The following is a 26,726-nucleotide window of genomic DNA, read 5'->3' as shown; positions in this document are numbered from 1 at the left end:
TGGCGTCATGCGGCGAGGCCTGCGCGTGGTGGTATCGCGGTCCATCGGCGGCGCGGCCCTGGTGGGGTTGTTCGTCTTCGCCGGGGCGGCGCCGGCGGTGGCCGACGCGACCGTGTACGCCCCCAAGGGCCTGCCCGGCCGGACCACCATGATCGACGTGTGGTGCGGCGCCCAGGCGACCTCGGCGAGCGTGAACGTGATGCCGTTCGGCGGGCCGCCGGAGCTTCCGCTCGAGCCGTACCCGGCCGGCGGGCCCGGCGCCTTCCGCGTCGCCTATGTGATCCCGGCGGCCGCGGCGCCGGGGTCCTACGGGCTCCGCGCCGAATGCGACGACGGCCTGGCCGGGGACGCGACCCTGGTGGTGGGTCTGCCCGCGGGGCCTCCGACAGTCGAACCCGCCGGCGGCTCGGTGGCCCAGGCGTTGGTGGCCTCGGTCGGGATCGTGGTCGCGTTGGCCGGGGCGGGGTTCGTTCTGGCTCGACGGTTCGGGCCGCGGTCCCGACTGGGCGGTTGAGGCATTCGTCTTGCACGCGGTTGAGGTGTTCGTCCGCACGCGGTTCCAGGCATTCGGCCCGCACCGCCGGCGGGCGGCCCGCTTGCTTGCGTAGCCTGGCGCCGGATGGTCCTGCCGGTCTCCGTCCGCGGGGTCGGATGGACTGGCGGTCCCCGTCCTTGGGGCGGGGCGGTCCCCGTCCTGGGGGCGGGATGGACTGGCGGTCCCGGTCCGCGGGCCTGAGTCGGCCGGCGAGTGGGGCCGGTCAGGGCCGGTGGTCGATCAGCACGATCCAGTCGTCGTCCTCCTTCTCTGTCGTGGTGCCGGTGGGCCACCTGTGGGTCTGGGTCGCGGAGGCCCGGACGTGGTCGAAGTTCGGGCGGCGGCGGAGCGTCGCGCCCGAGAAGCTCGCGCGGCCGTGGAACTCGGCCCTGCCGATGTTGACGGCGCCCTCGAACACGGAGTTCTCGAAGTAGGCGTCGCCCTCGAACGTCGTCCACCGGAAGAACGCCATGTCTTCGAACGTCGCCTTCCGAAAGCCCGCGTAAGAGGCGAAGGTGCCGCGCTCGATGGAGAGCCCACTGCGGAACGTGGCGCCGGAGAACGACGTCGAGCCGTCGAAGCGAGCGTGGTCGAAGGTCACAGTCGCGCTGAACACCGCGTCCACGAACGATGCCGACGCGAAGCGGGCTCGGCGGCCCGTGAGCTCGCCGCCGAACGTGGCGCGGTCGAAGGTGGCTTCTCCCTGGAAGCTGGCGGCGTCCAGGACGACCTCTCCCGAGGCGGTGAGGTCGTCGAACGTCGCCTGATCGAAGGTGGCGCGGGCAAGTGCGAGGCGGCCCTCGGCGATCGCCCCGGTGAAGCGGGTGTGGCCGATGAACCGGGCGCCGGTGAAGTCGGCGTCGACCAGCGTGCAGCCGCTCGCGTCGAAGTCGACCAAGCGTGTGTCGGCCAGGTCGAGCCGGACCTGCGGCCAGTAGCTGTCCTCGACGTCCGCCCGCAGGTGTCGGGTGAGCAGCCGTTGAGCGCTGCGGCGTACCTCGTCCTCGTGGTTCCCCTTCGGCGCACCGTAGCTCGCGTCCTGGGCCGGCGCTCGTGGCGTGGCGCCGGCCTGTTGCGACCCGGTGTCGTCCGGCGACGTCGCCGGGCGCCGAGCGCCGTGGGCGCTCCCCGCGGGTGCTCGGTGGCTCGTGTCGCCGGACCCGGGCGCCTCCGCGCCGGTCTCGTCGCTAATGGGTTCGCTGGTCTCGTCGCTCATGCGTAGGTAGGCGCAGACCACGGCCACCACGGTCTGCCGCTGGCCGGAGTTGTCCTGGGCCAGGCGCTCCAGCGCGTAGAGGCCACCTAGTCGTACCGCCGCCTTGTCACTGCCCAGCAGGTCGACGGCCTTGGTGAAGAGGTCGGTGACACGGCGCTCGGTCGCGTCGTACGCCGCGATCTGGGCCTGCTGCTCCTGGCTCTTGTGCGTGGTGGCCGCGACCTGCTCGGTGTGGGCCTGGACGCGTTCGCGGTGGGAATGGTCGCGGGTCGCGACGAACTCCTGATGGCGTTGAGCCCGCTCGCTCAACCACTGCCGGCGGGCAGCCAACAGCAACGCCAGGCCACCGCCTGTGCCCGCGACGACCGTGAGGCCGGTGCGGATGGCGTCGACGCGCAGTGTGGCGCGGGTGTCGACACCGGTCGCGCGATCAGCCTCGCCGAGCAGCCAGTCGAGGACCAGCCAGCCCAGGGCGACGGCCAGCAGCACGCCGAGGAGCACGAGCCACCAGGGCATCACGCGGAGGGTGTCGGTGCGCTTGGGATCTGCCACGGCGGTCAGCTTGCCACCGATCGGCGATCGTCTCAGTCGGCCTGTGGATAACTGTCGCCTGTGGATAACTCAAACGCGCGCCGCGTCCGCAGTACGGTAACCGCCACCACGAGCGCCAGCACCACCGCGATCAGCTGCGGGGTCGCGGGCCACAACGGCGTCAACAGGATCAACACCACGCCCAGCGGCGGTGCCAAGAGGAGGAGGCCACGCTCATGCGGCACGTAGTGCAGACCCCAGACCGCGAGGAGATAGACCGACACCGGAATGGCGATCGCGTAGCCGGCGGCCGTACGCGAGATCTCCGTGTCGTGGGCCAGGTAGGCGACGTAGAGGGCGAGGCCGGCCCCGACCGCGGCGGCGGCGGAGAAGATCAGATAGTGGCCGTACGACCAGAGGAAAACGGCCAAGCCCGGCGGCGTCGTCGTCTCGCGGTCGAAGTAGAGCCACCACATCGCGAACACGATGACGATGCCCGCCGCCGCGAGCCAGATGAGCTTCGCGTTGGCGCCCAGATCGAGGCCGCCTTCGAAGGCGATCGACGCGGCCAGCACCGCTTCGCCAAGCACGATCAAGGTGAACAGGCCGAAGCGTTCGGTGATGTGTCGCGGGTGCCAGGTGGTCCCCGCCGGCCGCTCCGCCCAGACCGGCACCAGGAGCTCGGCGATGACGAGTCCGAGGAACGTCCAGTAGACGGCCGTGCCGCCCGTGAGGAGAAACAGCCACCAACCGACCTGCACGACGGCGGTCCCGATCGCATAGCGGGTCGCCGACTTCCGGTGGGGCGGGTCCGAAATCGCAGCCCGGATCCACTGGCCGACGTTGGCCAGTCGCATGATCGAGTAACCGATCGTGGCGATCAGGAAGTCGCCGTCGTCGAACGCCCGCGGCACGCCGGCCGCGATGATCAGCGCGCCCACGATCGTGATCAGCACCGACAAGCGGTAGACGTCGTCGTCGGTGTCATAGGCCGACGCGAACCACGTGAAGTTCATCCACGCCCACCAGATCGCAAAGAAGATCATGAAGTAGGAGCGGATCCCATGAGCGAAATGATGCTCGGCCACGTCGTGTTCGAGGAGCACGGCCGCCTGAGCGACCGCGACGACGAAACTCAGGTCGAAGAACAGCTCCAGGGGCGTCGACGCGCGATGCGGTTCGGTCGAAGACCGGGACCGCATGGGCCGGTACCAGTTGCGGCGTCGCTCAGTCGTCACGCAGGCACTTTGCCACAGGCCATGGCCCGGGGCGGACCGTGACAGCCGGGTCGGGCGGGGTGGCTCAAGCCGGCGCCGATTTGGCGCCCGTCGTCGCCAGGATGAGGTCGGCTACCAGGTCGGGGTCGTCGCTCATCGGCACGTGGCCGCAGCCCGGGAGGTCGACGTGGCGCGCGTTCGGCAGGCCGCGGCGGGCGACGGCGGCCTGGCTGTACCGCAGGATCAGGTCGCGGGTGCCCCAGGCGACGGTGACCGGTACGGCGGGCGCGCCGGTGAAGGCGTAGCCGCGGCTCGCGCGGGCGACTGCCCGGAACGCGGCGCCGTTCCGCAGCGCCAGCGAGTCGGCGACGGCGCGGTCGAGGGTGAGCCGGCGCGGGTGGGACAGCAGCATGCCGAAGGCGGCGGAGCGGAGGCGGGGTGAGCGCAGGACCGTACGCACGAGGGGAGTGGGCAGGCGGGACGCGAGGCGGTGGGCGGTGAGCATGGCGACCGCGTAGCGGAGCTGGCGGGCGGTGGCGAAGCCGGCGGGTGACAGCGCCGTCGCGGATGCGACGTGGCCCGCGGCGGCCAGCTCCAGTGCGATCGCGCCGCCGAGGCTGTTTCCGGCCACGTGTGGGCGCGGGTCCGCGAGACCTTCGGACGCAGCCGCCGGCGGGTGGCGGTCGGTGCCGGCCGTCGGCGGCTGCAGGGTGGTGGGGCCGTCGGATGCGGCCGGCGGCGCAGGCGAGGTGAGACCGAGAGAGGTGAAGAAGGACGTCAGGGCTTCGACGAGTGACGCCATTCCGCTCAGGTCAGTGGTCGGGCGTGGGGAGCGGCCGAAGCCCGGCAGGTCTACCGCGATCACGTCGTGGTGTTCGGCCAGGCGGTCGAGTACGGGCTCCCAGGCACGCCAGTGGTGGCCGATGCCGTGCAGCAGGACGAGCGGTGGGCCCGCGCCCCGGCGTTCGTGGACCAGGTCGGTCGCGTTCATCGTGACTGCGACTGCGGTGCCGTGTTGCGGCCGTAGCCGCGGCCGAGGGCGTCGAGTTGGGCTTCGAGCTCCGGTACGGACGTGGCGGCGGCGCGGCGGCTGATCCAACCGCCGAGTGGGCCGTTCGCGACCGTGCGGAACGCGGAGGCGAGGGCGACGGCGCGGGGTACGTAGACGCGGCGCCGGCGGCGGGCGATCGCGTCGACGAACGCGGCCGCGCAGCGTTCGACCGGAACGCTGCGGCCGAACGGGCCCGGCAGGCGGTCGAGGGCGGCCTTGAACGTGGGCAGGTCGTCCTTCACGTCCCGGACCATGTCGGTGTCGACCCAGCTCATGTGGGCCGTACCGACGCCGACGCCGCGGTGGGCGAGTTCGAGGCGGATCGCGTTGCCGAAGTGCTCCACGCCGGACTTCGCCGCGCAGTAGGCGGACATGCCGGGCAACGCCGCGAAGGCGGCGGCGGACGAGACGAGGAGGTAGTACCCGCGGCGGGCGGACACCGCCGCGACCGTGGCGCCGACCGTGCGGACGGTGCCGAGCAGGTTGACCTCGATCGTGCGGACCAGCGCCTCCAGGTCACCGACCGCGATCGTGCCGCGGTTGGCGATGCCCGCGTTGGCGACGACCGTGTCGATGCCGCCGAAGGCGTCGACCGTGCCGCGAACCGCGAGGTCGAGTGCCGCCTGGTCGGTCACGTCGGCCTCGAACCACCGGGCCGCGTCGCCGAGGTCCGCCGCCAGGTCGGCGAGGCGCGCGGGCTCGAGGCCGACGAGGGCTACCCGGGCGCCGCGGGCGACGGCCAGCCGCGCCGTGTGCGCGCCGATCCCGCGCGCGGCACCGGTGATGAACAGGACGCTGTCTTTCATCGGGTCACCTCCGGAACAAGACGGTTGGGAGCGCCGCGACGACCGGGCCGGGCCGGCGCATGTCGGCCTGGACCCGGGCGCGGCGTCCGGCCGTGCTGGCGCCCGTCGACGGGGACTCGGGCGTGGCGTTCGGACGGGCGGGCGCATGTCGGCCGGGACTCGGGCGCGGCGTCCAGCCGGGGCGGACGGCTTGGGTCGGGGTTGGGCCCGGCCCTGCCGGAGCGCCGCGCACCTTCTGCGGGCCCGACCGCATGCGCCCCCTGATCGGGCGGTTCCGGACATCAGGAGGCCGCCACGCGGTGGTACGCCTTCGCGGCGAAGCGCCGCGTGCGCAACCAGTACGACCACGTATGTCCCGGCCAGAGGGTGGACACGCGGCCGGTGCGGTCCTGGTACCAGCTCCGGCACCCGCCCGACTGCCAGACCGTCCCCGTCATCCGGCGGTCGATCGACGCGACGAACCGATCCTGGGCCTCCCGCGTCGGCTCCCACGCCCCACCGCCCGCCGTGTCGATGTGGGTGAGCAGCCGCAGCAGATGGTCCACCTGACATTCGATCATGAATACCACCGACGTGTGCCCCAGACCCGTGTTCGGCCCCAGCAGCAGGAACAGGTTCGGGAAACCAAACACCCCCGACCCCAGGTACGCGTGCATGCTGCCACCCCACGCCGACGCCAGCGTCTGACCGTCGCGGCCCCGGATCAGCGCGGCCAGCGGCGGCTCGGTCGCCTCGAACCCAGTACCGAAGATGATCGTGTCGACGGGGTGGGACGAACCGTCCGCCGTGCGCAACGACGTCGGCGTCACCTCCGTGAGTGGCGAGGTGACCACGGTGACGTGCGGCCGCGTCAGCGCCGGATAGAAATCGTCGGAGAGCAGGACCCGTTTGCAACCCATCCGGTACGCGGGGGTCAGCGCCCGCCGCAGCGACGGGTCCGCGATCGACGCCGCCAGGTGGCGCCGGGCCGTGCGTTCCGCCAGCCGCATCACCGGTGGGTGCAGGAAACCCAGCGCCGCCATCTCGCGTCCCCAGTAGACGCCCGCCCGGGCCAGCCGCCGCAGAGCCGGGACCCGGCCGAACCACCGCTTCTCCCGCGCCGTGAAGTCACGGTCGCCGCGCGGCAGCACCCACGGCGCCGTCCGCTGGAAGACCCGCAAACCCGCGACCAGCGGCGCGATCCGCGGGACGAACTGCACCGCCGACGCGCCGGTGCCCACCACCGCCACCTGCCGGCCCGTCAGGTCCAGGTCGTGCCGCCAGCGCGCCGAGTGGAACGCCGACCCGGCGAACGACGACAGTCCAGGCAGAGGGGGCACCACGGGTGAAGACAACGGCCCACCGGCCGCGACCAGGAAATCGGCCGTGTACTCACCCCGCGACGTCGAGAGCACCCACCGGCCCGACCGCCACGACGCGCCCAGGATCTCGTGCGACAGGCGCAGGTGCGGGCGCAGCGACGCCGCGCACCGCCGCAGGTACGACCAGATCTCCGGCTGCCCCGAGAAGCTGCGGGACCACGCCGGGTTCGGCATGAACGACAATGAATACATGTGGGACGGGACGTCGCAGGCGCAACCCGGGTACGTGTTGTCGCGCCAGGTGCCGCCGACCTCCGTACCCCGGTCGAAGATCAGGAAGTCGTCCCGTCCCGCACCACGGAGCCGCAGGCCCGCCGCGATGCCGCCGAAGCCCGCACCGATGACGGCGATCCGGCAGTGCCGGGGGCCGGCGTCCACGAAACCTCCCACAGCAGCCATCCGGAGGCGACACCCATGACCGCCCCGCGCAACCGGGCCGACGTGCGCGCGAGCCTCGAGCTCGCCCTCGCCAAGGCCGTTGCCGAGAAAGGCTACGCCGCGACCACGATCGCGGACATCGTGACGAACGCGCGCGTCTCCAAACGCACCTTCTACGAGCACTTCGCCGACAAGGAGGAGTGCCTGCTGGCACTGTACGGCGACGCCTGCACCCAGATCATGACGGTGCTGCGCGGCGCCGCGAAACCGCGGGAGAGCTGGCCCGACCAGGTGCGCGCCGTGACCGACGCCTACCTCGCCACGCTCGACTCGATGCTGCCGGTCAACCGCGCGGTCGTCGTCGAGATGCAGGCGGCAGGCGTACGGGCGTACCGGATGCGCCAGAGCATGCAGCGCGAGTTCGCGCAGACCCTGGTCGACATCGTCGACGATGCCCGCGCCGCCAACCCGCACGTCGGACCACTCACGGCGACGATGGCCCTCGCCCTGGTCGGCGGCATCACCGAGCTCATGCTCGACGTCGTCGGCCCGAGCGGCGAGCCCGGTGGCAGCTTCGCCGGCCTGCGGGAGCCGGTGGTCGCCCTCTTCACCGCGGTCGTACCCGAGAAGACCACATAGAACACACAGGTGCTACACAGGAAAGGCCTAAACCGCGCACAGGAAGCGCCATGACGATGAGACGCATGGTCACGATCGGCGATGGGCGGCTCGCGGACTTCCGGCGTATCGACGGAGGGCCGATCAGGGTGCTCGTCGTCGACGACGAACCGACGCTGACCGACCTGCTCCAACTCGCGCTGCGGTACGAGGGCTGGGAGGTCCGTGCGGCCGGCACCGGCGGCGACGCCGTACAGGAGGCCAAGGCCTTCGACCCCGACGTGGTCGTGCTCGACGTGATGCTGCCCGACTTCGACGGGCTCGAGGTGATGCGCCGCCTGCGGGTGCACGCGCCCCACGTCCCCGTGCTGTTCCTGACCGCGCGCGACGCCGTCGAGGACCGGGTCGTCGGGCTGACCGCGGGCGGCGACGACTACGTGACCAAGCCGTTCAGCCTCGAAGAGGTCGTGGCCCGGCTGCGCGCCCTGATGCGCCGCGCCGGCGTCGGGGTCAGCGCCCGCGAGGAGGCCGTCATCACCGTCGGCGACCTCACCCTCGACGAGGACTCGCACGAGGTCACCCGGGCCGGTACATTGATCGCACTGACCGCGACGGAGTTCGAGCTGCTCAGGTTCCTGATGCGCAACCCGCGGCGGGTGCTCAGCAAGGCACAGATCCTCGACCGGGTGTGGAACTACGACTTCGGCGGGCAGGCAAATGTCGTTGAGCTCTACATCTCGTACCTCCGGAAGAAGATCGACGCCGGGCACGCACCGATGATCCACACGCTGCGTGGCGCCGGGTATGTCCTCAAGCCCGCCGACTGAGCCGCCGGAGGCGCTCTCCCCAGCGCCTCCGGCGCCTCGTAGGAGGCGACGCACGCTCCGCGCCCGCCTGCTGGTCACGGTCATCGCCCTGCTCGCGATCGTCCTCGTCACCACCGGCGCGATCACCACGGTCGCGCTGCGCGGCTCGCTGATCGGCCAGGTCGACCGCCAGCTCGCCGCGAGTCAGGCCCGCGCCGGCCTCCCACCCGCCGGCGAACGTCCTCTCGAGCCACCCGACCGCCGCCCGCCCGAGGGCGACCCGGGCGACGACGGACGAAGACCGCCACCCGGGGGCCCGCCCGACCGGCCGCCACCGCCGTTCGCCTGGGTCGACGTCGGCCCGGCCATCAACGGACAGCCACCCGACACCCTCGCCGCCCGCGTCGACGGCGGCACCGTGACGCTTTCCGGCCGCCGCGACCCGGAGTCCAACAGGGAGATCCTCGAAGTTCCGGCGGCCGCCCACGCGGCGCTGTCGAGCGTCCCCGCCGACGGCAACGCGTACACCCGGGATCTGCCCACCCTCGGCGCGTACCGGCTGGCCGCCAAGGAGGACGCCGGCAGCGTCATCGTGATCGGGCTCCCGCTGGAGCCGGTCGAGGACACGGTCCGTGACCTGCTGATCGTCGAGTCCGCCCTCGCGGTCGCCGCGCTGCTGCTGGCCGGCGGGGCCGGGGCCCTCATCGTCCGCCGGGAGCTGCGGCCGCTCGAGCGGGTCGCCGCCACCGCCACCGCCGTCACCGCGCTCGAGCTCGACCGGGGCGAGGTCGCGCTGCCGATGCGCGTACCCGAGGAAGATCCCGACACCGAGGTCGGCCGGGTCGGCGCCGCGCTGAACCGGATGCTCACCCACGTCAGCGACGCGCTCGCCGCGCGGCAGGCCAGTGAGACGCGGGTACGCCAGTTCGTCGCCGATGCCAGCCACGAGCTGCGAACGCCGCTCGCCGCCATCCGCGGCTACGCCGAGCTGAGCCGCCGCAACCCGGGCCCGGTGCCCGACGACGTCGCGCACGCGATCCGCCGTGTCGAGTCGGAGAGCGCCCGGATGACCTCGCTGGTCGAGGACCTGCTGCTGCTCGCCCGCCTCGATGCCGGCCGGCCGCTGGCCGATGGGGCCGTGGACCTGACCGCGCTGATGGTCGACGCGGTCGGCGACGCGCACGTGGCCGGGCCCGACCACCACTGGCGGCTCGACCTGCCGACCGAGGCGATCGTCGTCGGCGGCGACGGTCAGCGGCTGCACCAGGTGCTGGCCAACCTGCTCGCCAACGCGCGCACCCACACCCCGCCCGGGACCACGGTGGTCACGGGGCTCGCCACCGATGGGGGTGTCGCGGTGCTCACGGTGATCGACAACGGGCCCGGCATTCCGGCGGCCCTGCAGCCGGAGGTCTTCGACCGGTTCGCCCGCGGTGACTCGTCGCGGTCGCGGGCCGCCGGCAGCACCGGGCTCGGCCTGGCCATCGTGGCCGCCGTCGTGGGCGCGCACCACGGCTCGGTCACGCTCGAGAGCGAGCCGGGGCGGACGGCGTTCACGGTACGGCTGCCGCTGTTCACGTCGGGCGGCGAAACGGACAAATAACCGGTTTGCCCATCAACCATGCCGGGTACGCGGAGGGGAGACATCGACGGAGGTGGAGCCCCGTGATCCGCGCTCGCACATTGGCAACGGGGGTCGCGCTGGGTGTGGTGGTCGGCATCCTGCTCGGCGTGTTCGTCTTCGACAACCTGGCCACCGGCATCGCGTCCGGCATCGGCATCGGCCTGGCGATCGGCATCGCGCTGGGTTTCGGCAGCAACGACGCCGACGCAGGGCGGCAGGACGACCGATAACTGTCGTACGCGGGTGGGAACCTCGACAGCATGAGCCCGTACGAGTCGCGCGCGCCCCGCACCCGCGGGATCGTCTGGCAGCGCACGGTGACCACCGCGCGCCAGGCCCGCATCCTGCCCGACGGCTGCACCGACCTGATCTGGTCGAGCCGCACGGGCCTGACCGTCGCCGGGCCCGACACGACGGCCGAGCTGGCCGACCTGCGGGCCGGCGACCGGATCGTCGGCCTACGGTTCCCGCCGGGCACGGGCCCGGCGGTCTTCGGCGTCCCGGCCGGCGCGCTCACCGACCAGCGGGTGCCGCTCTCCGCGCTCTGGTCGGCGTCCACGGTGGCGGAGATCGCCGAGGGCATGGCCCGGGGCGGCGGCGGTGATCTGCTGGACCGCGTCGCCGACACCCGACTACGCGCCGTCGGCGGCCCCGATCCCCGGGCTGCGGTGATCACCCGCAGCCTCGCCGCCGGCGCCACGGTCGCCGCCACCGCGGCGGACCTGGGGTTCACCGAGCGCCATCTGCACCGTGCGAGCCGAGACCTGTTCGGCTACGGCCCGAAGACGCTGGCCCGCATCCTGCGACTGCGCAGGGCTTTGGCCCTGCTGCGTTCGGGCGCGCCGAAGGCACGGGCGGCGGCCGAGGCGGGCTACGCGGACCAGCCGCACCTGTCCCGCGACGTCCGCGCCCTGGCCGGCGTCCCCCTGAGCGACCTGAACCTCAACTGACCGCTAGCTGAGGGCTGCGAACAGGTCCACCGCGTTGTCGTCCGGGTCGTGCAGTGTTGCGTAGCGCTGGCCCCAGAACGCGTCGAAGGGCTTGACACCAGCCCCCCAGCCGTCGGTGGTCATGCGGGTGTAGACCTCGTCCACCTCGGGCGGCGAGTCGCAGCGGAAGGCCAGCGACGTGCGGGCCGATCCGACCGGCGCCTGCCACGTCGGGTCGAACGAGCGGATCGTGTCGATCGTGTCGAAGGCCAGCCGCAGGCCGCCCGGCAGCGCCACCTCCACATGCGGAGACGTGTCGGCCGATGCCGGCACCGGCAGACCGAGGGCGCGGTAGAACGCCAGCGAGCGGCCCATATCGGCCACGACCACGCCGAACACATCGATGTGAACAGTCATGGGAGCACCGTAGGCCGCGTACGGAAGCAGAGTCTTGAACGAATCAGACCCTCGCATGTCGGACAAAACACGTCGGACGGTGCGCTGCGGACGCTGCGCCGAGGCGATCTCAAGCGTAGGGTCGGGGGACGGCACATGACAAACACCTGTCGCGGTGGGATACGGGTGTTGTCTGCGCGATGACGCGGTGCCGGGGAGGACGGGGCCGACAACACCGCGACGCTCGAGCCGACCGCGGGGGCGGTCGCGTGGGCGCGTGGTGTCACAGAGGGAGGAGAACAGGCGGGATGGAGCCTCATCTGGCCTACTTGGACGCGGGCTCGGGCAGCCTGATCGTGCAAGCGGTGGTGGCCGGCACCGCTGGCGTAGTCGTGGCGGCGAAGCTCTACTGGCGGCGGCTGACCAGCGTCTTCCGCAGGAAGACGCCAGCAGAACCGGCGGCACCCGTCGCCGAACAGCCCAAGGCCACGGCCGACCGGGACTGAGCGCCCGGTGACACCAGAACACACCCGGCCGCAGGCCGAGCCGGGCTCTTTCCGCGACCCCCAGACCCGTGTCTTCCACGCCGACGGCGAGGTGCTGCGCGGTCTGGGGGCGCAGGCTGCACAGGACTGGAAGGCGCTGCGCGCCAGCGACTTCTTCGCCCGCACCCAGGCCGAGCGCACCGTGACGAGGACCGAGGAGGTCGACCGGGAGCTGCCCGGCGCGCCCGGCACCTGGAGTGCCACCCTGCGCCACGAGCCGCTGCCGTTCGTGACCTATCCCTACGAGTGGTCGCACGCGATGCGCCAGGACGCGGCCCGGCTCCACCTCCGCCTGCTCCAGGACGCCCTGGCGGCGGGCTTCACGATGAAGGACGGCTCCGCCTACAACGTGCAGTGGCGGGGCGCCGCGCCGGAGTTCGTCGACGTCGGCTCGTTCGAGCCGGCAAGAGCGGGTGAGCCCTGGGCCGGCTACCGCCAGTTCTGCCAGACGCTGCTCTACCCGCTGATGCTCCAGGCGCACCTCGACCTCGACCCGCGGCCGCTGCTGCGGGCCCAGATCGACGGCGTCGAGCCGGCCCAGATGCGCCGAATGTTCGGCGGCACCAAGCGGCTGGCCAGGGGCGTGCTCAAGCACGTGCACCTGCACGACAGCATCCAGTCCCGCAACGCCGACCGCAGCACCGGCGCCGTCCGCGAGCAGCTCAAGGACGCCGGCTTCAACAGCGAGCTCGTGCTGGCCGCCGTGAAAGCCATGGCGAAGCTCGTCGACCAGCTCGACTGGGCACCACCGGCCACGCACTGGGGCGACTACCGCGAGACCTGCAGCTACAGCGAGGCGGACCGGGCGGCCAAGCAGGCCTTCGTCGACGCCGCACTGACGGCGGCCGCCAAGACCGACCTGGTCCTCGACCTCGGCGCCAACGACGGCGTGTTCAGCCGCCAGGCCGCGACCAGGGCGCAGCACGTGGTCGCCGTCGAGGCCGACCCGGCGGTCGTCGACACCCTCTACCGGCAGCTCCGCGCCGAGGGTGAGCAGCGGATCCTGCCGATCGTGATGGATCTGGCCGATCCCTCACCGGGCGGCGGCTGGGCGGGCACGGAACGGGCCGGCTTCCCGCAGAGGGCCGCGCGCGCCGACGTCACCCTGGCCCTCGCCCTCGTCCACCACCTCGCCATCGGCCGCAACGTGCCGCTCCCACGCGTCGTCGACTGGCTGGCCGGCATGGGCCGGACGGTCGTCGTCGAGTTCGTGCACGCCGAGGACCCGATGGCGCAGCGCCTGCTGGCCAACAAGCCCGACGGCCTGTTCCCGGACTACCACGTGGACACGTTCGAGAAACTGCTCGGCGAACGCTTCGACATCGCGCGGAAGGAGACGCTGCCGGGCGGCAGCCGTACCCTGATCGCGGGTGTCCGGCGTGACTGACGAGAGCACGGCACCGAAAGCCAGGAAGATCCGCACCTGGGCCAGGAGCGAGGTGGCACCCCTCCTCGAGATCCTGGCCCTGTGCGGCCTGGCGATCGCCCAGCCGCTGCTCGACGTCACCGGCAAGAGCCCCGACTTCTTCCTCTTCTACGGCGCGGGCCGCCGCGAGATCCTGCTGCTCGTCGCGCTGGTCACCCTCGTACCCCCGCTGGTCCTCTGGCTCCTGGGCGCCGCGACCCGGCTGATCGGCCCGCGCACGCGGCGGATCACCCACGCGGCCACCGTCGGCCTGCTGATCACCGCCATCGCGGTCCAGGTCGGCAAGCAGGTGCTCCCCATGCGCGGCCTCCCGCTGGCCGCGCTGGCCGCAGCCGTCGGCGCCGGCATCGCGTACGCCTACTGGCGTTGGCGCGTCCCCGGCCAGCTCATGCGCATCGCCGCGGTCGGCCCGCTCGTCTTCGTCGCCCTGTTCGCGTTCGCCTCACCGACCTCCGCCGTCGTCCTGCCCAGCGCGGCCCTCGACGCCCGGGCCGACGTCACGGCGACCAAGGCCAGCCACCCGCCCGTCGTCATGCTGATGCTCGACGAGTTCCCCCTCGTCTCGCTGCTCGACGGGAACGGCCGGATCGACCAGGCCAAGTACCCCAACATCGGCGCCCTGGCGGGCACCTCGACCTGGTACCGCAACGCGACCGGGGTCAGCGGCTGGACCCCGTACGCGATGCCCGCGATGCTCACCGGCCGCCACCCGGCACGGGAGGTCGCGCCGCACTACGCCGCGTACCCGGACAATCTCTTCACGCTCCTCGGCGGCACCTACGAGACCGAGGTGCAGGAGACGATCACCGAACTGTGCCCGCCCAGCGAGTGCGGTGACGCGATCGAGCGCCCGGGTGGACTGCCGGCGCTGCTGCGCGAGGTGGCCGGCCTGTTCCGGCAGATCGCCTCGCCCCGCGACGAGCCCGCCAGCGACCCGGAGGCGTCCTACCGCGAGGCGACGCTGGCCGAGGCGCGCTCGGGCGTGGCGCCCGGCGACCCGAAGTTCCGCTGGGACACCCTCGACGACAACCAGCCGTCGCGGTTCACCGCCTTCCTCGACGGCCTGACGCCGACCCCGCGGCCCACGCTGCACTTCCTGCACCTCCTGATGCCGCACACGCCGTGGAACTACCTGTCCTCCGGCACCCGCTACGACGCGCCGGAGGACTTCCCGCTCGACGGGCCCGGCTGGCTGCAGACCGCCCGGGACCGGCACCTGGCCCAGGTCGGCTACACCGACAAATTGGTCGGCAAGATGATCGACCGGATGAAGCAGACCGGGCTCTGGGACCGGGCCGTCGTGATCGTGACCGCCGACCACGGCGTCTCCTTCACCATGGACCACCAGGGCCGGGGGATGGGCCCGGTGGAGGCCTCTCCCGAAGAGGTGCTCTGGGTGCCGACGTTCGTCAAGACGCCCGGACAGCGGCAGGGCGCGGTCGACGACCGCAACTGGCAGCACGTCGACCTGCTGCCGACGGTCGCCGAGCTCGCGGGGGTGTCGGTGCCGTGGCAGGTGGACGGCCGGCCGGCGTCCGCGCCGCCGCGAAACAGCCACGCCCACGTCTACAGCGATCTTCCCGGCAAACCCGTCGAAATCGACGATTCCACCACGTTCCAGAAGATCATCTCGGGTCAGGCCGGCCCGCACCTGGACCCGCCGGTCAGGCCGGACCTGATCGGCAGGGACGTCGAGGCGCTTCGGGTCAGCGAGAAACCGGGTGCGCGGGTGAAAATCGACAATGCCTCCGCGTTCGCCGACGTCACTCCCGGGACCGGCCGTCTGCCGGCCCTGGTCTATGGTGAGCTGCCCGCCACGGTCCGTGACGGCACGCCGCTGGCCATCGCGGTCAACGGGCGGATCGGCGCTGTCACCCAGGCCACCTGGGCCGACAAGCAGGGGCGCCGGTTCGCCGCCCTGGTGACCGACGAGGGGCTCTTCGTGGCCGGCGCCAACACCGTGGCGGTCTACGAGGTGGCCGGCGACGAGCTTCGGCGGTTCCGAAACGGCTGAGGGTGTGGCATATCCCTCCCGGTCGGGGACCCAGGCGAGATTCCGGCCGATCATGCCGAACGATTACCGTTGTACTGAGGCGTAACAACGACGCGACATCCCCCCACCCGTCAAAAGCGAGGACCTGATGACCGATGTCAAGCTAGACCACCCGGCCGGACAGCTCTCGATGGCGGTACGCCCGGCCGTGGAGGGCCCAGCGGGCCTCGACGTCGGCGCGCTGCTCAAGGAGACCGGGTACGTCACCTACGACCCGGGGTTCGTCAACACCGCCGCCACCTCGTCGGAGATCACCTACATCGACGGCGACGAGGGCATCCTCCGCTACCGCGGGTACCCGATCGAGCAGCTGGCCGAACACTCGTCCTTCCTCGAGGTCACCTACCTGCTGATCTACGGCGAGCTCCCCACGTCCGACCAGCTCGCCGAGTTCACCGACAAGATCCGTCGGCACACCCTGCTGCACGAGGACTTCCGGGGCTTCTTCGACGGCTTCCCGCGTGACGCCCACCCGATGCCGGTGCTCTCCTCGGCCGTCAGCGCGCTGTCGACCTTCTACCAGGACAGCCTCGACCCGTTCGACCGCGACCAGGTCGAGATCTCGACGATCCGGATGCTCGCCAAGGTGCCGACGATCGCGTCGTACGCGTACAAGAAGTCGATCGGCCAGCCCCTGCTCTACCCGGACAACTCCCTCGGCTACGTCGAGGACTTCCTGCGCATGACCTTCGGCGTGCCGGCGACCAAATACGAGGTCGACCCGGTGATGGCCAAGGCCCTCGACATGCTGTTCATCCTGCACGCCGACCACGAGCAGAACTGCTCCACCTCGACCGTACGGCTGGTCGGCTCGGCCAACGCCAACATGTTCGTCTCGGTCGCGGCCGGCGTCAACGCGCTGATGGGCCCGCTGCACGGTGGCGCCAACCAGGCCGTGCTCGAGATGCTCCACCAGATCCAGGCCGACGGCGGCGACGTCAAGGCGTTCGTCAACAAGGTCAAGAACCGCGAGGCCGGCGTCAAGCTGATGGGCTTCGGGCACCGGGTCTACAAGAACTACGACCCGCGCGCGGCGATCGTGAAGAAGTCGGCCCAGGACGTGCTGTCCCGCATGTCGAAGGCCGACCCGCTGCTCGACCTCGCCATGCAGCTCGAGGAGATCGCGCTCGCCGACGACTTCTTCGTGTCGCGCAAGCTCTACCCGAACGTCGACTTCTACACCGGTCTGATCTACAAGGCCATGGGTTTCCCGACCAAGATGTTCACCGTGCTGTTCGCCCTGGGCCGGCTGCCCGGGTGGATCGCGCAGTGGCGCGAGATGATCGCCGACCCGGCCACCAAGATCGGCCGCCCGCGGCAGCTCTACACGGGCGCCGCGCAGCGTGACTACGTCACCATCGCGCAGCGCTGACGGTAATCTGCACAAGATCCGGCAAAACGCGCGACGAGGTCGTGACCGGACGACCTCCTGGATTGACGCTACCGTCGGTGGGGAAGTAAGCGGCGCCGGCCGGGTCGACCCGGCCGGTGCCGCTCCTACACAGGAGGCACGCGTCCCATGCAGGTCTGGCCTGGCCAGCGCTATCCCCTCGGTGCGAGCTACGACGGCACCGGCACCAACTTCGCGATCTTCTCGGAGGTCGCGGAGGGCGTCGAACTGTGCCTGTTCGACGAGTGGGGGCTCGGCAACGAACGCCGGGTCACCATGCAGGAGGTCGACGCCTACGTCTGGCACGCCTACCTGCCCGGCGTCGAGCCGGGCCAGCGCTACGGCTACCGGGTGCACGGGCGCTTCGACCCGAGCGCCGGGCTGCGCTGCAACCCCAACAAGCTGCTGATCGACCCGTACGCGAAGGCGATCGACGACGACGTCCGCTGGGATCCGGCGGTCTACGACTACGACTTCGACGACCCGGGCCGGATGTCGACCACCGACTCGGGCCCGTTCGTGCCGAAGAGCGTGGTGGTCAACCCCTACTTCGACTGGGGCAACGACCGGCCGCCCCGCATCCCCTATCACGAGTCCGTCGTCTACGAGGCGCACGTGCGCGGGCTGACCCGCCGGCACCCCGAGGTCCCGGAGGAACTGCGCGGCACGTACGCGGGGATCGGCCACCCGGCGATCGTCGACCATCTCAAGAAGATGGGCGTGACCGCGATCGAGCTCATGCCGGTGCACCAGTTCGTGCACGACAACCGGCTCTCGGACCTGGGGCTGCGCAACTACTGGGGCTACAACACCATCGGCTTCTTCGCCCCCTACCACGGCTACTCGGCGATGGGCCGGCTCGGCCAGCAGGTGCAGGAGTTCCGCGGCATGGTGAAGACCCTGCACGCGGCCAACATCGAGGTGATCCTCGACGTCGTCTACAACCACACGGCCGAGGGCAACCACCTGGGCCCGACGCTGAGCTTCAAGGGCATCGACAACCCGAGCTACTACCGGCTCTCCGAGCAGGACCGCCGCTACTACGTCGACTACACCGGCACCGGCAACAGCCTCAACATGCGCAGCCCGCACTCCCTGCAGCTGATCATGGATTCGCTGCGCTACTGGGTGCAGGAGATGCACGTCGACGGGTTCCGGTTCGACCTGGCGGCGACGCTGGCCCGGGAGTTCTACGAGGTCGACCGGCTGTCCACGTTCTTCGAGGTGGTGCAGCAGGACCCGGTGGTCAGCCAGGTGAAGCTGATCGCGGAGCCGTGGGACATCGGGCCGGGCGGCTATCAGGTCGGCAACTTCCCGCCGGTGTGGACCGAGTGGAACGGCAAATACCGCGACACCGTACGGGACTTCTGGCGCGGCGAGCCCGCGACGCTGGCCGAGTTCGCGTCCCGGATCTCCGGCTCGGCCGACCTCTACCAGGACGACGGCCGCAAGCCGTTCCACAGCATCAACTTCGTGACCTGCCACGACGGGTTCACGCTCAACGACCTGGTGTCCTACAACGACAAGCACAACCAGGCCAACGGCGAGGACAACCGCGACGGCGAGGGGCACAACCGGTCCTGGAACTGCGGGGTCGAGGGCCCGACCGAGGACCCGGGCGTGCTCGCGTTGCGGGCCCGGCAACGGCGCAACTTCCTCGCCACGCTGCTGCTGTCGCAGGGCGTGCCGATGCTCGGGCACGGCGACGAGATGGGTCGCACGCAGCGGGGCAACAACAACGCCTACTGCCAGGACAACGAGATCAGCTGGGTCGACTGGGAGCACGTCGACGAGCACCTGCTGGCCTTCGTCCGTACGCTGACCGCGTTCCGCGCCCGGCACCGGGTCTTCCGCCGCCGCCGGTTCTTCAGCGGCCTGCCCGTCCAGACCCGCAGCGCCGGGGCGCCGCTGCCGGACCTCGCCTGGTTCACCCCCGACGGGCGGGAGATGACGCGGGAGGACTGGGGCAACCACTTCGGGCGGGCGGTGATGCTCTTCGTCAACGGGGAGGGCATCAGAGAGCGCGGCCAGTACGGGCAGCGCCACGTCGACGACTCGTTCCTGCTCTGCTTCAACGCACACGACGACGGGCTGCGGTTCACGGTCCCGGCACACGAGTACGGCCAGAAATGGGAGGCCGTGATCAGCACGGCCGAATATCCGGCAGAGGGGCAGCAGGTCGTGGTGGAGGCGGGCGCCTCGATCCTCGTACCCGATCGGTCCCTCGTGGTTCTCGACCGCACTGTCTAGGGAGACGCGGATGCCCACCGCCACCTACCGCGTGCAGATCCGCCCCGACTTCACCTTCGACGACACCGCGGCCGTCGTCGGCTACCTGGCCGACCTGGGCGCCAGCCATCTCTACAGCGCGCCGCTGCTGACCGCGGCGCCGGGCTCGGCGCACAACTACGACGTGGTCGACCACCGGTCCGCCAACCCGCAGATCGGCGGTGAGGAGGGGCGGCAGCGGCTGGTGGCGGCGCTGCGGGTGGCCGGGCTGGGCTTCGTCGTCGACATCGTGCCGAACCATGCCGGCGTCGCCGTGCCGGCGGCCAACCCGGCCTGGTGGGACGTGCTGCGCAACGGGCGGGGCTCGGCGTACGCGGACTGGTTCGACATCGACTGGTCCCGCGACCGGATCCTGATCCCGGTGCTCGGCGCCGACGGCGATCTCGATGCCCTGCGCGTCGAGGACGGGGAGCTGCGCTACTACGCGCACCGCTACCCGATCGCCCCAGGCACCGGTGCCGGGACGCCGCGGGAGGTGCACGCCCGGCAGCACTACGAGCTGGTCGGCTGGCGGCGTGGCGACAGCGAGCTCAACTACCGGCGGTTCTTCGCGGTGAGCGACCTGGCCGGGCTGCGGGTCGAGGACCCGGCGGTCTTCGACGCGACGCACGCCGAGATCCTGCGCTGGGTCGCGGCCGGCGACGTCGACGGGATCCGGGTCGACCATCCCGACGGGCTGCGCGACCCCGTCGGCTATCTGGAGCGGCTGCGGGCGGCCGCGCCCGACGTGTGGCTGGTCGTCGAGAAGATCCTCGAGTACGGGGAGGCGCTGCCGACCGGCTGGCCGGTGGACGGCACCACGGGGTACGACGCCCTGCGCGAGGCCGGCGGCGTCTTCGTCGACCCGGCGGGGGAGCGGGCGTTCACCACGCTCGACGCGTCCCTGACCGGGGTCGAGGTGTCCTGGCCCGAGCTGACGCACGCCTGCAAGCTCGAGGTCGCGCTGGGGATGTTCCCGGCCGAGCTGCACCGGCTGGCTTCCCTGGCGCCGGCCCTGCCCGAGGCGGCGGCGGGGCTCGCCGAGCTGGCCGCCAACTTCCCGGTCTACCGGTCGTACGGGGCCGACGGGCTGCGGCACCTGGCCCGGGCGCGGTCCGAGGCCGGGCGGCGGCGGCCCGATCTGATCCCGACGCTGGACGCGCTGACCGCCCGGCTGCGCGACCCCGCCGACGAGTTGGGCCAGCGGTTCTCCCAGCTCACCGGCGCCGTGATGGCCAAGGGTGTGGAGGACACCGCCTACTACCGGTGGACGCGGTTCGTCGCGCTCAACGAGGTCGGCGGTGCCCCCGAGCGGTTCGGGGTGGGGCTGGGCGAGTTCCACGCGGCCGCCGCGCAACGGCAGCGGACCTGGCCGCGGGGGATGACCGCGCTGTCGACGCACGACACGAAGCGCGGCGAGGACGTCCGTGCCCGGCTGGCCGTGCTGGCCGAGGTGCCGGACCGGTGGTCGCGCCTGCTGTCGTCCTGGATGGCCGCCGCGCCGCTGCCGGACCCGGCGTTCGCCCACCTGCTCTGGCAGACGGTGGTCGGCGCCTGGCCGCTGACGCCCGACCGGCTGCACGGGTACGTCGAGAAGGCGGCCCGCGAGGCCGGGGTGTCGACGAGCTGGACCGCGCCGGCGGCCACCTTCGAGGAGCGGTTGCACAAGGTCGTCGACCTGATCTTCGACGACGCCGCGCTGCTGGCCTCGGTAACCCGGTTCGTCGACGAGATCACGCCGGCGGGCTGGTCCAACGCGCTCGGGCAGAAGCTGGTGCAGCTGACGATGCCCGGGGTGCCCGACGTCTACCAGGGCACCGAGCTGTGGGAGAACTCGCTGGTCGACCCCGACAACCGGCGGCCGGTCGACTTCGCGGCCCGGGCGGCGCTGCTGGCCCGGCTCGACGAGGGCTGGCAGCCGCCGGTCGACGCGGGCGGCGCCGCGAAGCTGCTGGTGGTGTCCCGGACCCTGCGGCTGCGGCGCGACCAGCCGGCGCTGTTCACGGGCTACCGGCAGCTCCCGGCGTTTGGTCCGGCGGCCGATCACGTGGTCGCGTTCGACCGCGGCGGCGCGGTGGCGGTCGCGACCCGGCTGCCCGTCGGCCTGACGTTGCGCGGCGGCTGGGGAGAGACGTATCTGACGCTTCCGGGCAATTCTTCCGTTCCCGATGACTCTGCGTCTTCGCGGCGTTTTACTGATTCGTTCACCGGACGGGTCTACAGTGGGCGACGGGTGCCGGTGTCGTCGCTGCTCGACCGCTATCCGGTCGCCCTGCTGACCCCCACCCCCGCCGAACCCGTGGTGGCGCCGTGACTGTCTTCTCCGTGTGGGCTCCGGACGTGTCGCGGGTGCGCCTGCGTCTCGCCTCCGGTCCCGACCAGGCTCTGGAGCGCGACCCGGCGCGGGCCGGCTGGTGGACCCTCGACGTGCCGTCCGCCGGGCCGGGCACCGACTACGCGTTCCTGCTCGGCGACGACGACAAGGCGCTGCCCGACCCGCGCTCGGCCTGGCAGCCGGCCGGGGTGCACGGCTTCAGCCGGGTGTACGACCAGTCGGCCTACCGCTGGTCCGACGCGTCGTGGACGGGTCGCCAGCTGCCCGGCAGCGTGCTCTACGAGTTGCACGTCGGGACGTTCACGCCGGAGGGCACCTTCGACGCGGCCATCTCCCGCCTCGACCATCTCGTCTCCCTGGGCGTCGACCTGGTCGAGCTGCTGCCGGTCAACGCGTTCAACGGCGAGCACAACTGGGGGTACGACGGGGTCTGCTGGTTCGCGCCGCAGGAGTCGTACGGCGGCCCCGACGGTCTGAAGCGGTTCGTGGACGCGTGCCACCAGCGTGGGCTGGGGGTGGTCCTCGACGTCGTCTACAACCATTTCGGGCCCTCGGGGGCCTACGCGCCGATGTTCGGCCCCTACCTGTCCGAGGGTCCCGGCAACAGTTGGGGATCCTCGGTCAACCTGGACGGGCCGCTCTCGGGCGAGGTGCGCTCCTACATCGTCGACAGCGTGCTGGCGTGGCTGCGCGACTACCACGTCGACGGGCTGCGGCTCGACGCCGTGCACGCGCTCGTCGACCGCGGGGCCGTACATTTGCTGGAAGATCTGGCTGTCGCGGTCGACGGGTTGTCGGCGCACCTCGGGCGCCCGCTGTCGCTGATCGCGGAGTCCGACCTCAACGACCCGCGGTTGATCACACCGCGCGAGGGCGGCGGCTACGGGCTGACGGCGCAGTGGGACGACGACGCGCACCACGCGCTGCACACACTGCTGACGGGGGAGCGGCAGGGTTACTACGCCGACTTCGGCTCGCCGCAGACGCTGTCGGACGTGCTGACGGGCGCTTTCTTCCACGCGGGCACGTGGTCGTCGTTCCGCCGGCGGGTGCACGGCCGCCCGGTCGACCGGGGACGCATCCCCGGTTACCGCTTCGTGGCCTACCTGCAGAACCACGACCAGATCGGCAACCGCGCGATCGGCGACCGCCTGACGGCGACGCTGTCGCCGGGCCTGCTGCGCGTCGGCGCGACGCTGCTGTTCACGGCCCCGTTCACCCCGATGCTCTTCATGGGCGAGGAGTGGGGCGCGACGACGCCGTGGCAGTTCTTCACGAGCCACCCGGAGCCGGAGCTGGCGGCGGCGGTGGCCGACGGACGCCGCCGCGAATTCGCGTCCCACGGCTGGGCGGAGGCGGAGGTCCCGGACCCACAGGACCCGGAGACGTATCTCCGGTCGCGATTGGACTGGGCAGAGCTGGACAAGCCCGACCACGCCGACATTCTGGCCTTCTACCGCCGGTTGATCGCGCTGCGCAAGTCACACCCGGACCTGTCGGACCCGCGCCTCGACAAGATCGAGGTGACCCACGGCGACCAGTGGCTGGTCATGCACCGCGGCGGGGTGGCGGTAGCCGCGAACCTGGCGCCCAAGCCACAACGCATCACGCTGCCGGGCTTCATCCGGTCGGTCCTCCTGGCAACGGAAACCGGCACCACGGTGATGCGCGACGGCATCCAACTCCCGGCCGAGTCCGCGGTGGTCGTCGCCCTGGCATAGGGGCTACTTTCTGTCTGCGAGTGCCTCGACCAACGTGGCGCGGGCAGAATCGTCGGCGACCAAGCGTTGTCCTGGGGCGAAGGCGGTGCGCGCGAACGCCAGGTACGCCAGGGGTTCGGCATCAAACGCGGGATTGGTCCTGGCGCTCTCCGCCAGATCCTGGCCGGCTTCAATCGGATCCTTGAGAAAGGGCACGAACGTCAAAATCTTGAGGATTGAGGAACGGGAGATCCGCTTCAGTGAAAGTTCGCGCAGGTAGGTCTCAGCTTCACTGACCTGATCCTCTAGTTGGTCCCGCACGCGATCAAGAAGGCGAAAGCGCAGGATCTCGTCTTCGATCGCGAGTGCTTCGTCGATCTTGCTCTCGAGGTGCCGGCGGAGGTCAGGTAGAAGGCTGCCGTGCTTGCGACGAAACTCGAAGATCTTGCTCGCCGGAAGCGGTTCGGTCGGCACTGGCAGTAGATCGCGCAACAGTTCAGTACGGATCTCGGCTGCGGCCAGTTCCCCACTCACGCGCAGGCGCAGGCGAGCATCGTCATCCGCAGGGGTGGCCGCACGCAGGCCGGCCAGTAGTGCTTGCACCGCCTCGGCCAGGTCTGTCGTCGGAACCCAGGTCATCCGTTGGTTTGGCTGGTTGAACCGGTGGTCGCGATCGAGTTCCTCGCGGACTGCGAGGGTGAGGGCAGCCATGAACTCGTTGGCGGTGGTCTGCTCGACCGCGATCCAATCATCGCGACGGGTCGATTCCCGATCGTGCAGGGCCAGCCCCCATCGTCGCACCTGTCCTAGGCCACTCATGTGCGTAGTCCACTTGTCCCGGTGGATGTGGACGACCCAGCAAAATCGGGCGGGTACTGGTCGAGCAAGCCCTCGCGGATAAGTTCGAGGGTGTGCAAGCCAAGGTTCTCCGGCTCGTGCCGGTACGAGTGCGGCACAATCGTCCCGACGCGATCCCAGTAAAGCAGTGTTCGAGTCCACCAGGCCGTTGACGGCACATTGATGAACGGAAAATACAGGGCGGCCTGCATTTGCGGAATGCTAGCAGCCTGCCGCTGTCGTGGGTCAGGCCTGATTCAGCTGTCGCACGCGGTCCCGTCGCCGTCGCGGTCCAGGTCGTAGATGTCGCCGCCGATGACTTTGACCGGGCCCTGGACGTATGCCGGGCCGTTGCCGTCGCCGCCCGGGCAGTCCACATCGGATGCGACCGGCACGCAGCCGCTGTAGTTCGCGTCGGACTTGCGGGTGGTCTGCCCCGCCACGCCCTTCGTACGCACCTCGCGCGTGCCGGACGCAAGCGACGCGTCCTTCAAGGTGCGGGTCGAGAACGCGATCCGCTGGGTCTCCCGAACTACCAGGTCGTTTGGTCCGATGGGCGGCTCAGCCAGCGCAGGCCGAGGATCAGCGGCACCAGAAGTGCGGCGGTGAGCGCCAGTGTTGTCAGCACCTCACCAGGTCACCACCGCGGCCGCGGGAACGCCAAGGGTCTTGACGCGACCCATACGTACCCGGCCCCGCCCCTTCGTGGTGCCCGTCACGCCCGTGTAGTCAGGGCGTCAAGAAAGCGTCAGGCCGCGTATGGAAGGCGTCTGGACCCGTTCCGCGGCGTCTCGCGAGGCGATTTCATCCTTTCCGGCACCTGTCCGACCTCCAGGCTGCCCTCGATTCGATGAATAGGAGTTTCGCACGTGATTGACGTGCTGCTGGTACTCGTGACGGTGGCCTTCTTCGCCATCCTCGGACTGGTCGTGCGGGGGGTGTCGAAGCTGTGAGCGCCGTCAATCTGATCGGGCTCGTCGTCTCGGCCGCGCTGGCCGTCTTCCTTCTCGCCGCACTGCTGTTCCCGGAGCGTTTCTGATGAGCATGACTGCCGCCGGCGTGGTGTTCGTCCTCTCGCTGATCGCCGTCCTGGCGGTCGCCTACCGGTACTTCGGCGACTACATGTACCGCGTCGTCGTCGGAAGACGGCACTCCGTGGTCGAGCGGGGCATCTACAAGGTCCTCCGCGTCAACCCCGAGGGCGAGCAGAGCTGGAAGGCGTACGCGGGCTCCCTGCTCGCGTTCTCCGCCGTCTCCCTGCTCTTCCTCTACGCGCTGCTGCGCCTCCAGCACGTGCTCTGGCCCAACCCGGACTTCCCCGGGGTCACGAACCACATCGCCTGGAACACCGCCGTCTCGTTCGTGACCAACACGAACTGGCAGGCGTACTCCGGTGAGTCGACCATGACCCACCTGTCGCAGATGGCCGGCCTGTCGGTGCAGAACTTCGTCTCCGCCGGCGTGGGCATCGCGGTCGCCGTGGCGTTCGTGCGCGGGTTCGCCCGGCGGAAGACCAACGACCTCGGCAACTTCTGGGTCGACCTGACCCGGATCACGCTGCGCATCCTGCTGCCCGTCGCGGTCGTCGGCACGATCATCCTGATCGTCGGCGGCGTCGTGCAGAACTTCTCGGGCGGCCACGACGTGACCACGCTGACGGGCGGCACGCAGACGCTTACCGGCGGCCCCGTGGCCAGCCAGGAGGTCATCAAGGAGCTCGGCACCAACGGCGGCGGCTTCATGAACGCCAACAGTGCCCACCCCTTCGAGAACCCGACGAGCTGGACCAACTGGGTCGAGTTGGTCCTCATCCTGCTGATCCCGGTGGCCATGCCGCGGGTGTTCGGCCGGATGGTGGGTCAGAACCGCCAGGGGTACGCGATCCTCGCCGTGATGGGCATCCTCGCCGTCGTCAGCATCGCGCTCACGAACGGCTTCGAGATCCACGGCGGCGGTACGGTGCCGCAGGCGATCGGGGCCGCGCTCGAGGGCAAGGAGATGCGGTTCGGCGTCTCCAACTCGGCGACCTTCGGCTCGATAACGACGCTCACCTCGACCGGTGCTGTCAACTCGTTCCACGACTCGTACACCGCGCTCGGCGGCATGATGCCGATGTTCAACATGATGCTCGGCGAGGTCGCGCCCGGCGGTGTCGGCGCGGGTCTCTACGGCATGCTCGTGCTCGCCGTGATCACGGTCTTCGTCGCCGGCCTGATGGTCGGTCGTACGCCCGAGTACCTGGGCAAGAAGATCGGCGCGCGCGAGATCAAGTTCGCGTCGCTCTATTTCCTGATCACGCCGCTGGTGGTGCTCACCGGCGTCGCGGCGGCGATGGCGACCAGCAACCACACGACGATGCTGAACGTCGGCCCGCACGGCTTCTCCGAGGTGCTCTACGCGTTCACCTCGGCGGCCAACAACAACGGCTCCGCGTTCGCCGGCATCACGGTCAACACCGGCTGGTGGGACACGGCGCTCGGCTTCGCGATGCTGCTCGGCCGCTTCCTGCCGATCATCATGGTGCTCGGCCTGGCCGGCTCGCTGGCGAGCCAGCAACCGGTGCCGGAGTCCCAGGGCACGCTGCCGACGCACAAGCCGCTGTTCGTCGCGATGCTCGCCGGCGTCACCGTGGTGCTCGTCGCGCTGACGTTCCTGCCCGCGCTCGCTCTCGGCCCGCTGGCCGAGGGCCTCTGAGCCGCCGTCC

24 protein-coding genes are annotated in these 26,726 nt (G+C 70.9%); 15 read left to right on the top strand and 9 right to left on the bottom strand.

Going from position 1 to position 26,726, the window contains the following annotated elements; genetic code table 11:
• The first annotated feature begins 7 nt into the window (after positions 1 to 7).
• Positions 8 to 514, top strand: a complete 507-nt coding sequence (locus Asi02nite_RS07580; protein WP_203711444.1) for a hypothetical protein — start codon at positions 8 to 10, stop codon at positions 512 to 514.
• A 244-nt stretch (positions 515 to 758) separates the two neighbouring features.
• On the opposite strand, the gene Asi02nite_RS07575 is transcribed toward Asi02nite_RS07580, so the two are convergent.
• The 5 genes from Asi02nite_RS07575 to Asi02nite_RS07555 all read right to left on the bottom strand — a co-directional run bounded on the left by Asi02nite_RS07575 (position 759) and on the right by Asi02nite_RS07555 (position 7,095).
• The gene (locus Asi02nite_RS07575; protein ID WP_203711443.1) at positions 759 to 2,303 is read right to left on the bottom strand and encodes a pentapeptide repeat-containing protein; all 1,545 of its coding nucleotides are present in this window, start codon (positions 2,301 to 2,303) and stop codon (positions 759 to 761) included.
• 32 nt (positions 2,304 to 2,335) lie between these two features.
• Positions 2,336 to 3,520: a low temperature requirement protein A gene (locus Asi02nite_RS07570; RefSeq protein ID WP_239126551.1), complete on the bottom strand. Its 1,185-nt coding sequence runs from the start codon at positions 3,518 to 3,520 to the stop codon at positions 2,336 to 2,338.
• Between the two features lie 64 nt (positions 3,521 to 3,584).
• Positions 3,585 to 4,490 carry an alpha/beta fold hydrolase gene (locus Asi02nite_RS07565; protein ID WP_203711442.1) on the bottom strand — a complete coding sequence of 302 codons (906 nt, stop codon included), beginning with the start codon at positions 4,488 to 4,490 and terminating at the stop codon, positions 3,585 to 3,587.
• On the bottom strand, positions 4,487 to 5,356 hold the full coding sequence (locus Asi02nite_RS07560) for an SDR family oxidoreductase (RefSeq protein WP_203711441.1): 870 nt from the start codon (positions 5,354 to 5,356) through the stop codon (positions 4,487 to 4,489). Before Asi02nite_RS07560 ends, Asi02nite_RS07565 begins: the two co-directional genes overlap by 4 nt.
• Positions 5,357 to 5,637: 281 nt before the next feature.
• The gene (locus tag Asi02nite_RS07555) at positions 5,638 to 7,095 is read right to left on the bottom strand and encodes a flavin-containing monooxygenase (protein WP_239126550.1); all 1,458 of its coding nucleotides are present in this window, start codon (positions 7,093 to 7,095) and stop codon (positions 5,638 to 5,640) included.
• 36 nt (positions 7,096 to 7,131) lie between these two features.
• Here Asi02nite_RS07555 and Asi02nite_RS07550 point away from each other — a divergent pair, with 36 nt between their 5' ends.
• The 5 genes from Asi02nite_RS07550 to Asi02nite_RS07530 all read left to right on the top strand — a co-directional run bounded on the left by Asi02nite_RS07550 (position 7,132) and on the right by Asi02nite_RS07530 (position 11,093).
• Positions 7,132 to 7,734 (top strand): TetR/AcrR family transcriptional regulator, encoded by a 603-nt coding sequence (locus tag Asi02nite_RS07550; protein WP_203711439.1) that lies wholly within the window; start codon positions 7,132 to 7,134, stop codon positions 7,732 to 7,734.
• Positions 7,735 to 7,790: 56 nt separating this feature from the next.
• The gene (locus tag Asi02nite_RS07545; RefSeq protein WP_203711497.1) at positions 7,791 to 8,540 is read left to right on the top strand and encodes a response regulator transcription factor; all 750 of its coding nucleotides are present in this window, start codon (positions 7,791 to 7,793) and stop codon (positions 8,538 to 8,540) included.
• Complete coding sequence (locus Asi02nite_RS07540; protein ID WP_203711438.1) at positions 8,518 to 10,122, top strand: sensor histidine kinase; 1,605 nt, start codon at positions 8,518 to 8,520, stop codon at positions 10,120 to 10,122. The genes Asi02nite_RS07545 and Asi02nite_RS07540 overlap by 23 nt, the downstream gene beginning before the upstream one ends.
• 62 nt (positions 10,123 to 10,184) lie before the next feature.
• Entirely contained in the window at positions 10,185 to 10,373 is a 189-nt protein-coding gene (locus Asi02nite_RS07535) for a hypothetical protein (RefSeq protein WP_203711437.1), read from the top strand.
• A gap of 30 nt (positions 10,374 to 10,403) precedes the next feature.
• Positions 10,404 to 11,093 (top strand): helix-turn-helix domain-containing protein, encoded by a 690-nt coding sequence (locus Asi02nite_RS07530; RefSeq protein ID WP_203711436.1) that lies wholly within the window; start codon positions 10,404 to 10,406, stop codon positions 11,091 to 11,093.
• Positions 11,094 to 11,096: 3 nt separating this feature from the next.
• Here Asi02nite_RS07530 and Asi02nite_RS07525 read toward each other — a convergent pair whose 3' ends face one another.
• On the bottom strand, positions 11,097 to 11,489 hold the full coding sequence (locus Asi02nite_RS07525; RefSeq protein ID WP_203711435.1) for a VOC family protein: 393 nt from the start codon (positions 11,487 to 11,489) through the stop codon (positions 11,097 to 11,099).
• Between the two features lie 287 nt (positions 11,490 to 11,776).
• On the opposite strand from Asi02nite_RS07525, the gene Asi02nite_RS07520 reads away from it, so the two are divergent.
• From Asi02nite_RS07520 to treZ, 7 genes are all read left to right on the top strand, one after another.
• Positions 11,777 to 11,974, top strand: a complete 198-nt coding sequence (locus Asi02nite_RS07520) for a hypothetical protein (protein ID WP_203711434.1) — start codon at positions 11,777 to 11,779, stop codon at positions 11,972 to 11,974.
• Between the two features lie 7 nt (positions 11,975 to 11,981).
• Positions 11,982 to 13,400: a class I SAM-dependent methyltransferase gene (locus tag Asi02nite_RS07515; protein ID WP_203711433.1), complete on the top strand. Its 1,419-nt coding sequence runs from the start codon at positions 11,982 to 11,984 to the stop codon at positions 13,398 to 13,400.
• Positions 13,393 to 15,453: a sulfatase-like hydrolase/transferase gene (locus Asi02nite_RS07510; RefSeq protein ID WP_239126549.1), complete on the top strand. Its 2,061-nt coding sequence runs from the start codon at positions 13,393 to 13,395 to the stop codon at positions 15,451 to 15,453. Before Asi02nite_RS07515 ends, Asi02nite_RS07510 begins: the two co-directional genes overlap by 8 nt.
• A gap of 127 nt (positions 15,454 to 15,580) precedes the next feature.
• Positions 15,581 to 16,864, top strand: coding sequence for a citrate synthase (locus tag Asi02nite_RS07505; RefSeq protein WP_203711431.1), 1,284 nt, complete (start codon positions 15,581 to 15,583; stop codon positions 16,862 to 16,864).
• A 147-nt stretch (positions 16,865 to 17,011) separates the two neighbouring features.
• A complete protein-coding gene (gene glgX / locus Asi02nite_RS07500; RefSeq protein ID WP_203711430.1) occupies positions 17,012 to 19,132 on the top strand; it encodes a glycogen debranching protein GlgX in 2,121 nt (706 codons plus the stop codon).
• Between the two features lie 10 nt (positions 19,133 to 19,142).
• Entirely contained in the window at positions 19,143 to 21,464 is a 2,322-nt protein-coding gene (gene treY / locus Asi02nite_RS07495; protein ID WP_203711429.1) for a malto-oligosyltrehalose synthase, read from the top strand.
• Positions 21,461 to 23,206, top strand: a complete 1,746-nt coding sequence (gene treZ / locus Asi02nite_RS07490) for a malto-oligosyltrehalose trehalohydrolase (RefSeq protein ID WP_203711428.1) — start codon at positions 21,461 to 21,463, stop codon at positions 23,204 to 23,206. The genes treY and treZ overlap by 4 nt, the downstream gene beginning before the upstream one ends.
• 3 nt (positions 23,207 to 23,209) lie before the next feature.
• On the opposite strand, the gene Asi02nite_RS07485 is transcribed toward treZ, so the two are convergent.
• The 3 genes from Asi02nite_RS07485 to Asi02nite_RS07475 are packed head-to-tail and all read right to left on the bottom strand — an operon-like array spanning position 23,210 to position 24,561.
• Positions 23,210 to 23,986: a DUF6236 family protein gene (locus Asi02nite_RS07485; RefSeq protein WP_203711427.1), complete on the bottom strand. Its 777-nt coding sequence runs from the start codon at positions 23,984 to 23,986 to the stop codon at positions 23,210 to 23,212.
• Between the two features lie 14 nt (positions 23,987 to 24,000).
• Positions 24,001 to 24,234: a hypothetical protein gene (locus tag Asi02nite_RS07480; RefSeq protein ID WP_203711426.1), complete on the bottom strand. Its 234-nt coding sequence runs from the start codon at positions 24,232 to 24,234 to the stop codon at positions 24,001 to 24,003.
• 45 nt (positions 24,235 to 24,279) lie between these two features.
• Complete coding sequence (locus Asi02nite_RS07475; RefSeq protein WP_203711496.1) at positions 24,280 to 24,561, bottom strand: G5 domain-containing protein; 282 nt, start codon at positions 24,559 to 24,561, stop codon at positions 24,280 to 24,282.
• Between the two features lie 410 nt (positions 24,562 to 24,971).
• On the opposite strand from Asi02nite_RS07475, the gene kdpF reads away from it, so the two are divergent.
• Both kdpF and kdpA read left to right on the top strand, forming a co-directional pair.
• On the top strand, positions 24,972 to 25,061 hold the full coding sequence (kdpF, locus tag Asi02nite_RS07470; RefSeq protein WP_203711425.1) for a K(+)-transporting ATPase subunit F: 90 nt from the start codon (positions 24,972 to 24,974) through the stop codon (positions 25,059 to 25,061).
• Positions 25,061 to 26,716, top strand: coding sequence for a potassium-transporting ATPase subunit KdpA (gene kdpA / locus Asi02nite_RS07465; protein ID WP_203711424.1), 1,656 nt, complete (start codon positions 25,061 to 25,063; stop codon positions 26,714 to 26,716). The genes kdpF and kdpA overlap by 1 nt, the downstream gene beginning before the upstream one ends.
• Positions 26,717 to 26,726: the final 10 nt, after the last annotated feature.

Origin of the sequence: Asanoa siamensis, from assembly GCF_016862555.1 — a bacterium.
Taxonomy (GTDB): Bacteria; Actinomycetota; Actinomycetes; order Mycobacteriales; family Micromonosporaceae; genus Asanoa; species Asanoa siamensis.
The sequence above is the reverse complement of the archived record's forward strand: the minus strand, read 5'-3'. Positions and strand labels throughout refer to the sequence as shown.

What these genes read in the sequence shown, in the direction of transcription:
- Asi02nite_RS07530 (WP_203711436.1), top strand. Translation starts at nt 10,404, where the DNA reads ATGAGCCCGTACGAGTCGCGCGCGCCCCGCACCCGCGGGATCGTCTGG.
- kdpA (WP_203711424.1), top strand. Translation starts at nt 25,061, where the DNA reads ATGAGCATGACTGCCGCCGGCGTGGTGTTCGTCCTCTCGCTGATCGCC.
- Asi02nite_RS07525 (WP_203711435.1), bottom strand. Translation starts at nt 11,489, where the DNA reads ATGACTGTTCACATCGATGTGTTCGGCGTGGTCGTGGCCGATATGGGC.
- Asi02nite_RS07545 (WP_203711497.1), top strand. Translation starts at nt 7,791, where the DNA reads ATGAGACGCATGGTCACGATCGGCGATGGGCGGCTCGCGGACTTCCGG.
- Asi02nite_RS07480 (WP_203711426.1), bottom strand. Translation starts at nt 24,234, where the DNA reads ATGCAGGCCGCCCTGTATTTTCCGTTCATCAATGTGCCGTCAACGGCC.
- Asi02nite_RS07580 (WP_203711444.1), top strand. Translation starts at nt 8, where the DNA reads ATGCGGCGAGGCCTGCGCGTGGTGGTATCGCGGTCCATCGGCGGCGCG.
- Asi02nite_RS07505 (WP_203711431.1), top strand. Translation starts at nt 15,581, where the DNA reads ATGACCGATGTCAAGCTAGACCACCCGGCCGGACAGCTCTCGATGGCG.
- Asi02nite_RS07560 (WP_203711441.1), bottom strand. Translation starts at nt 5,356, where the DNA reads ATGAAAGACAGCGTCCTGTTCATCACCGGTGCCGCGCGCGGGATCGGC.
- glgX (WP_203711430.1), top strand. Translation starts at nt 17,012, where the DNA reads ATGCAGGTCTGGCCTGGCCAGCGCTATCCCCTCGGTGCGAGCTACGAC.
- treY (WP_203711429.1), top strand. Translation starts at nt 19,143, where the DNA reads ATGCCCACCGCCACCTACCGCGTGCAGATCCGCCCCGACTTCACCTTC.
- Asi02nite_RS07540 (WP_203711438.1), top strand. Translation starts at nt 8,518, where the DNA reads ATGTCCTCAAGCCCGCCGACTGAGCCGCCGGAGGCGCTCTCCCCAGCG.
- Asi02nite_RS07565 (WP_203711442.1), bottom strand. Translation starts at nt 4,490, where the DNA reads ATGAACGCGACCGACCTGGTCCACGAACGCCGGGGCGCGGGCCCACCG.
- Asi02nite_RS07520 (WP_203711434.1), top strand. Translation starts at nt 11,777, where the DNA reads ATGGAGCCTCATCTGGCCTACTTGGACGCGGGCTCGGGCAGCCTGATC.
- Asi02nite_RS07550 (WP_203711439.1), top strand. Translation starts at nt 7,132, where the DNA reads ATGACCGCCCCGCGCAACCGGGCCGACGTGCGCGCGAGCCTCGAGCTC.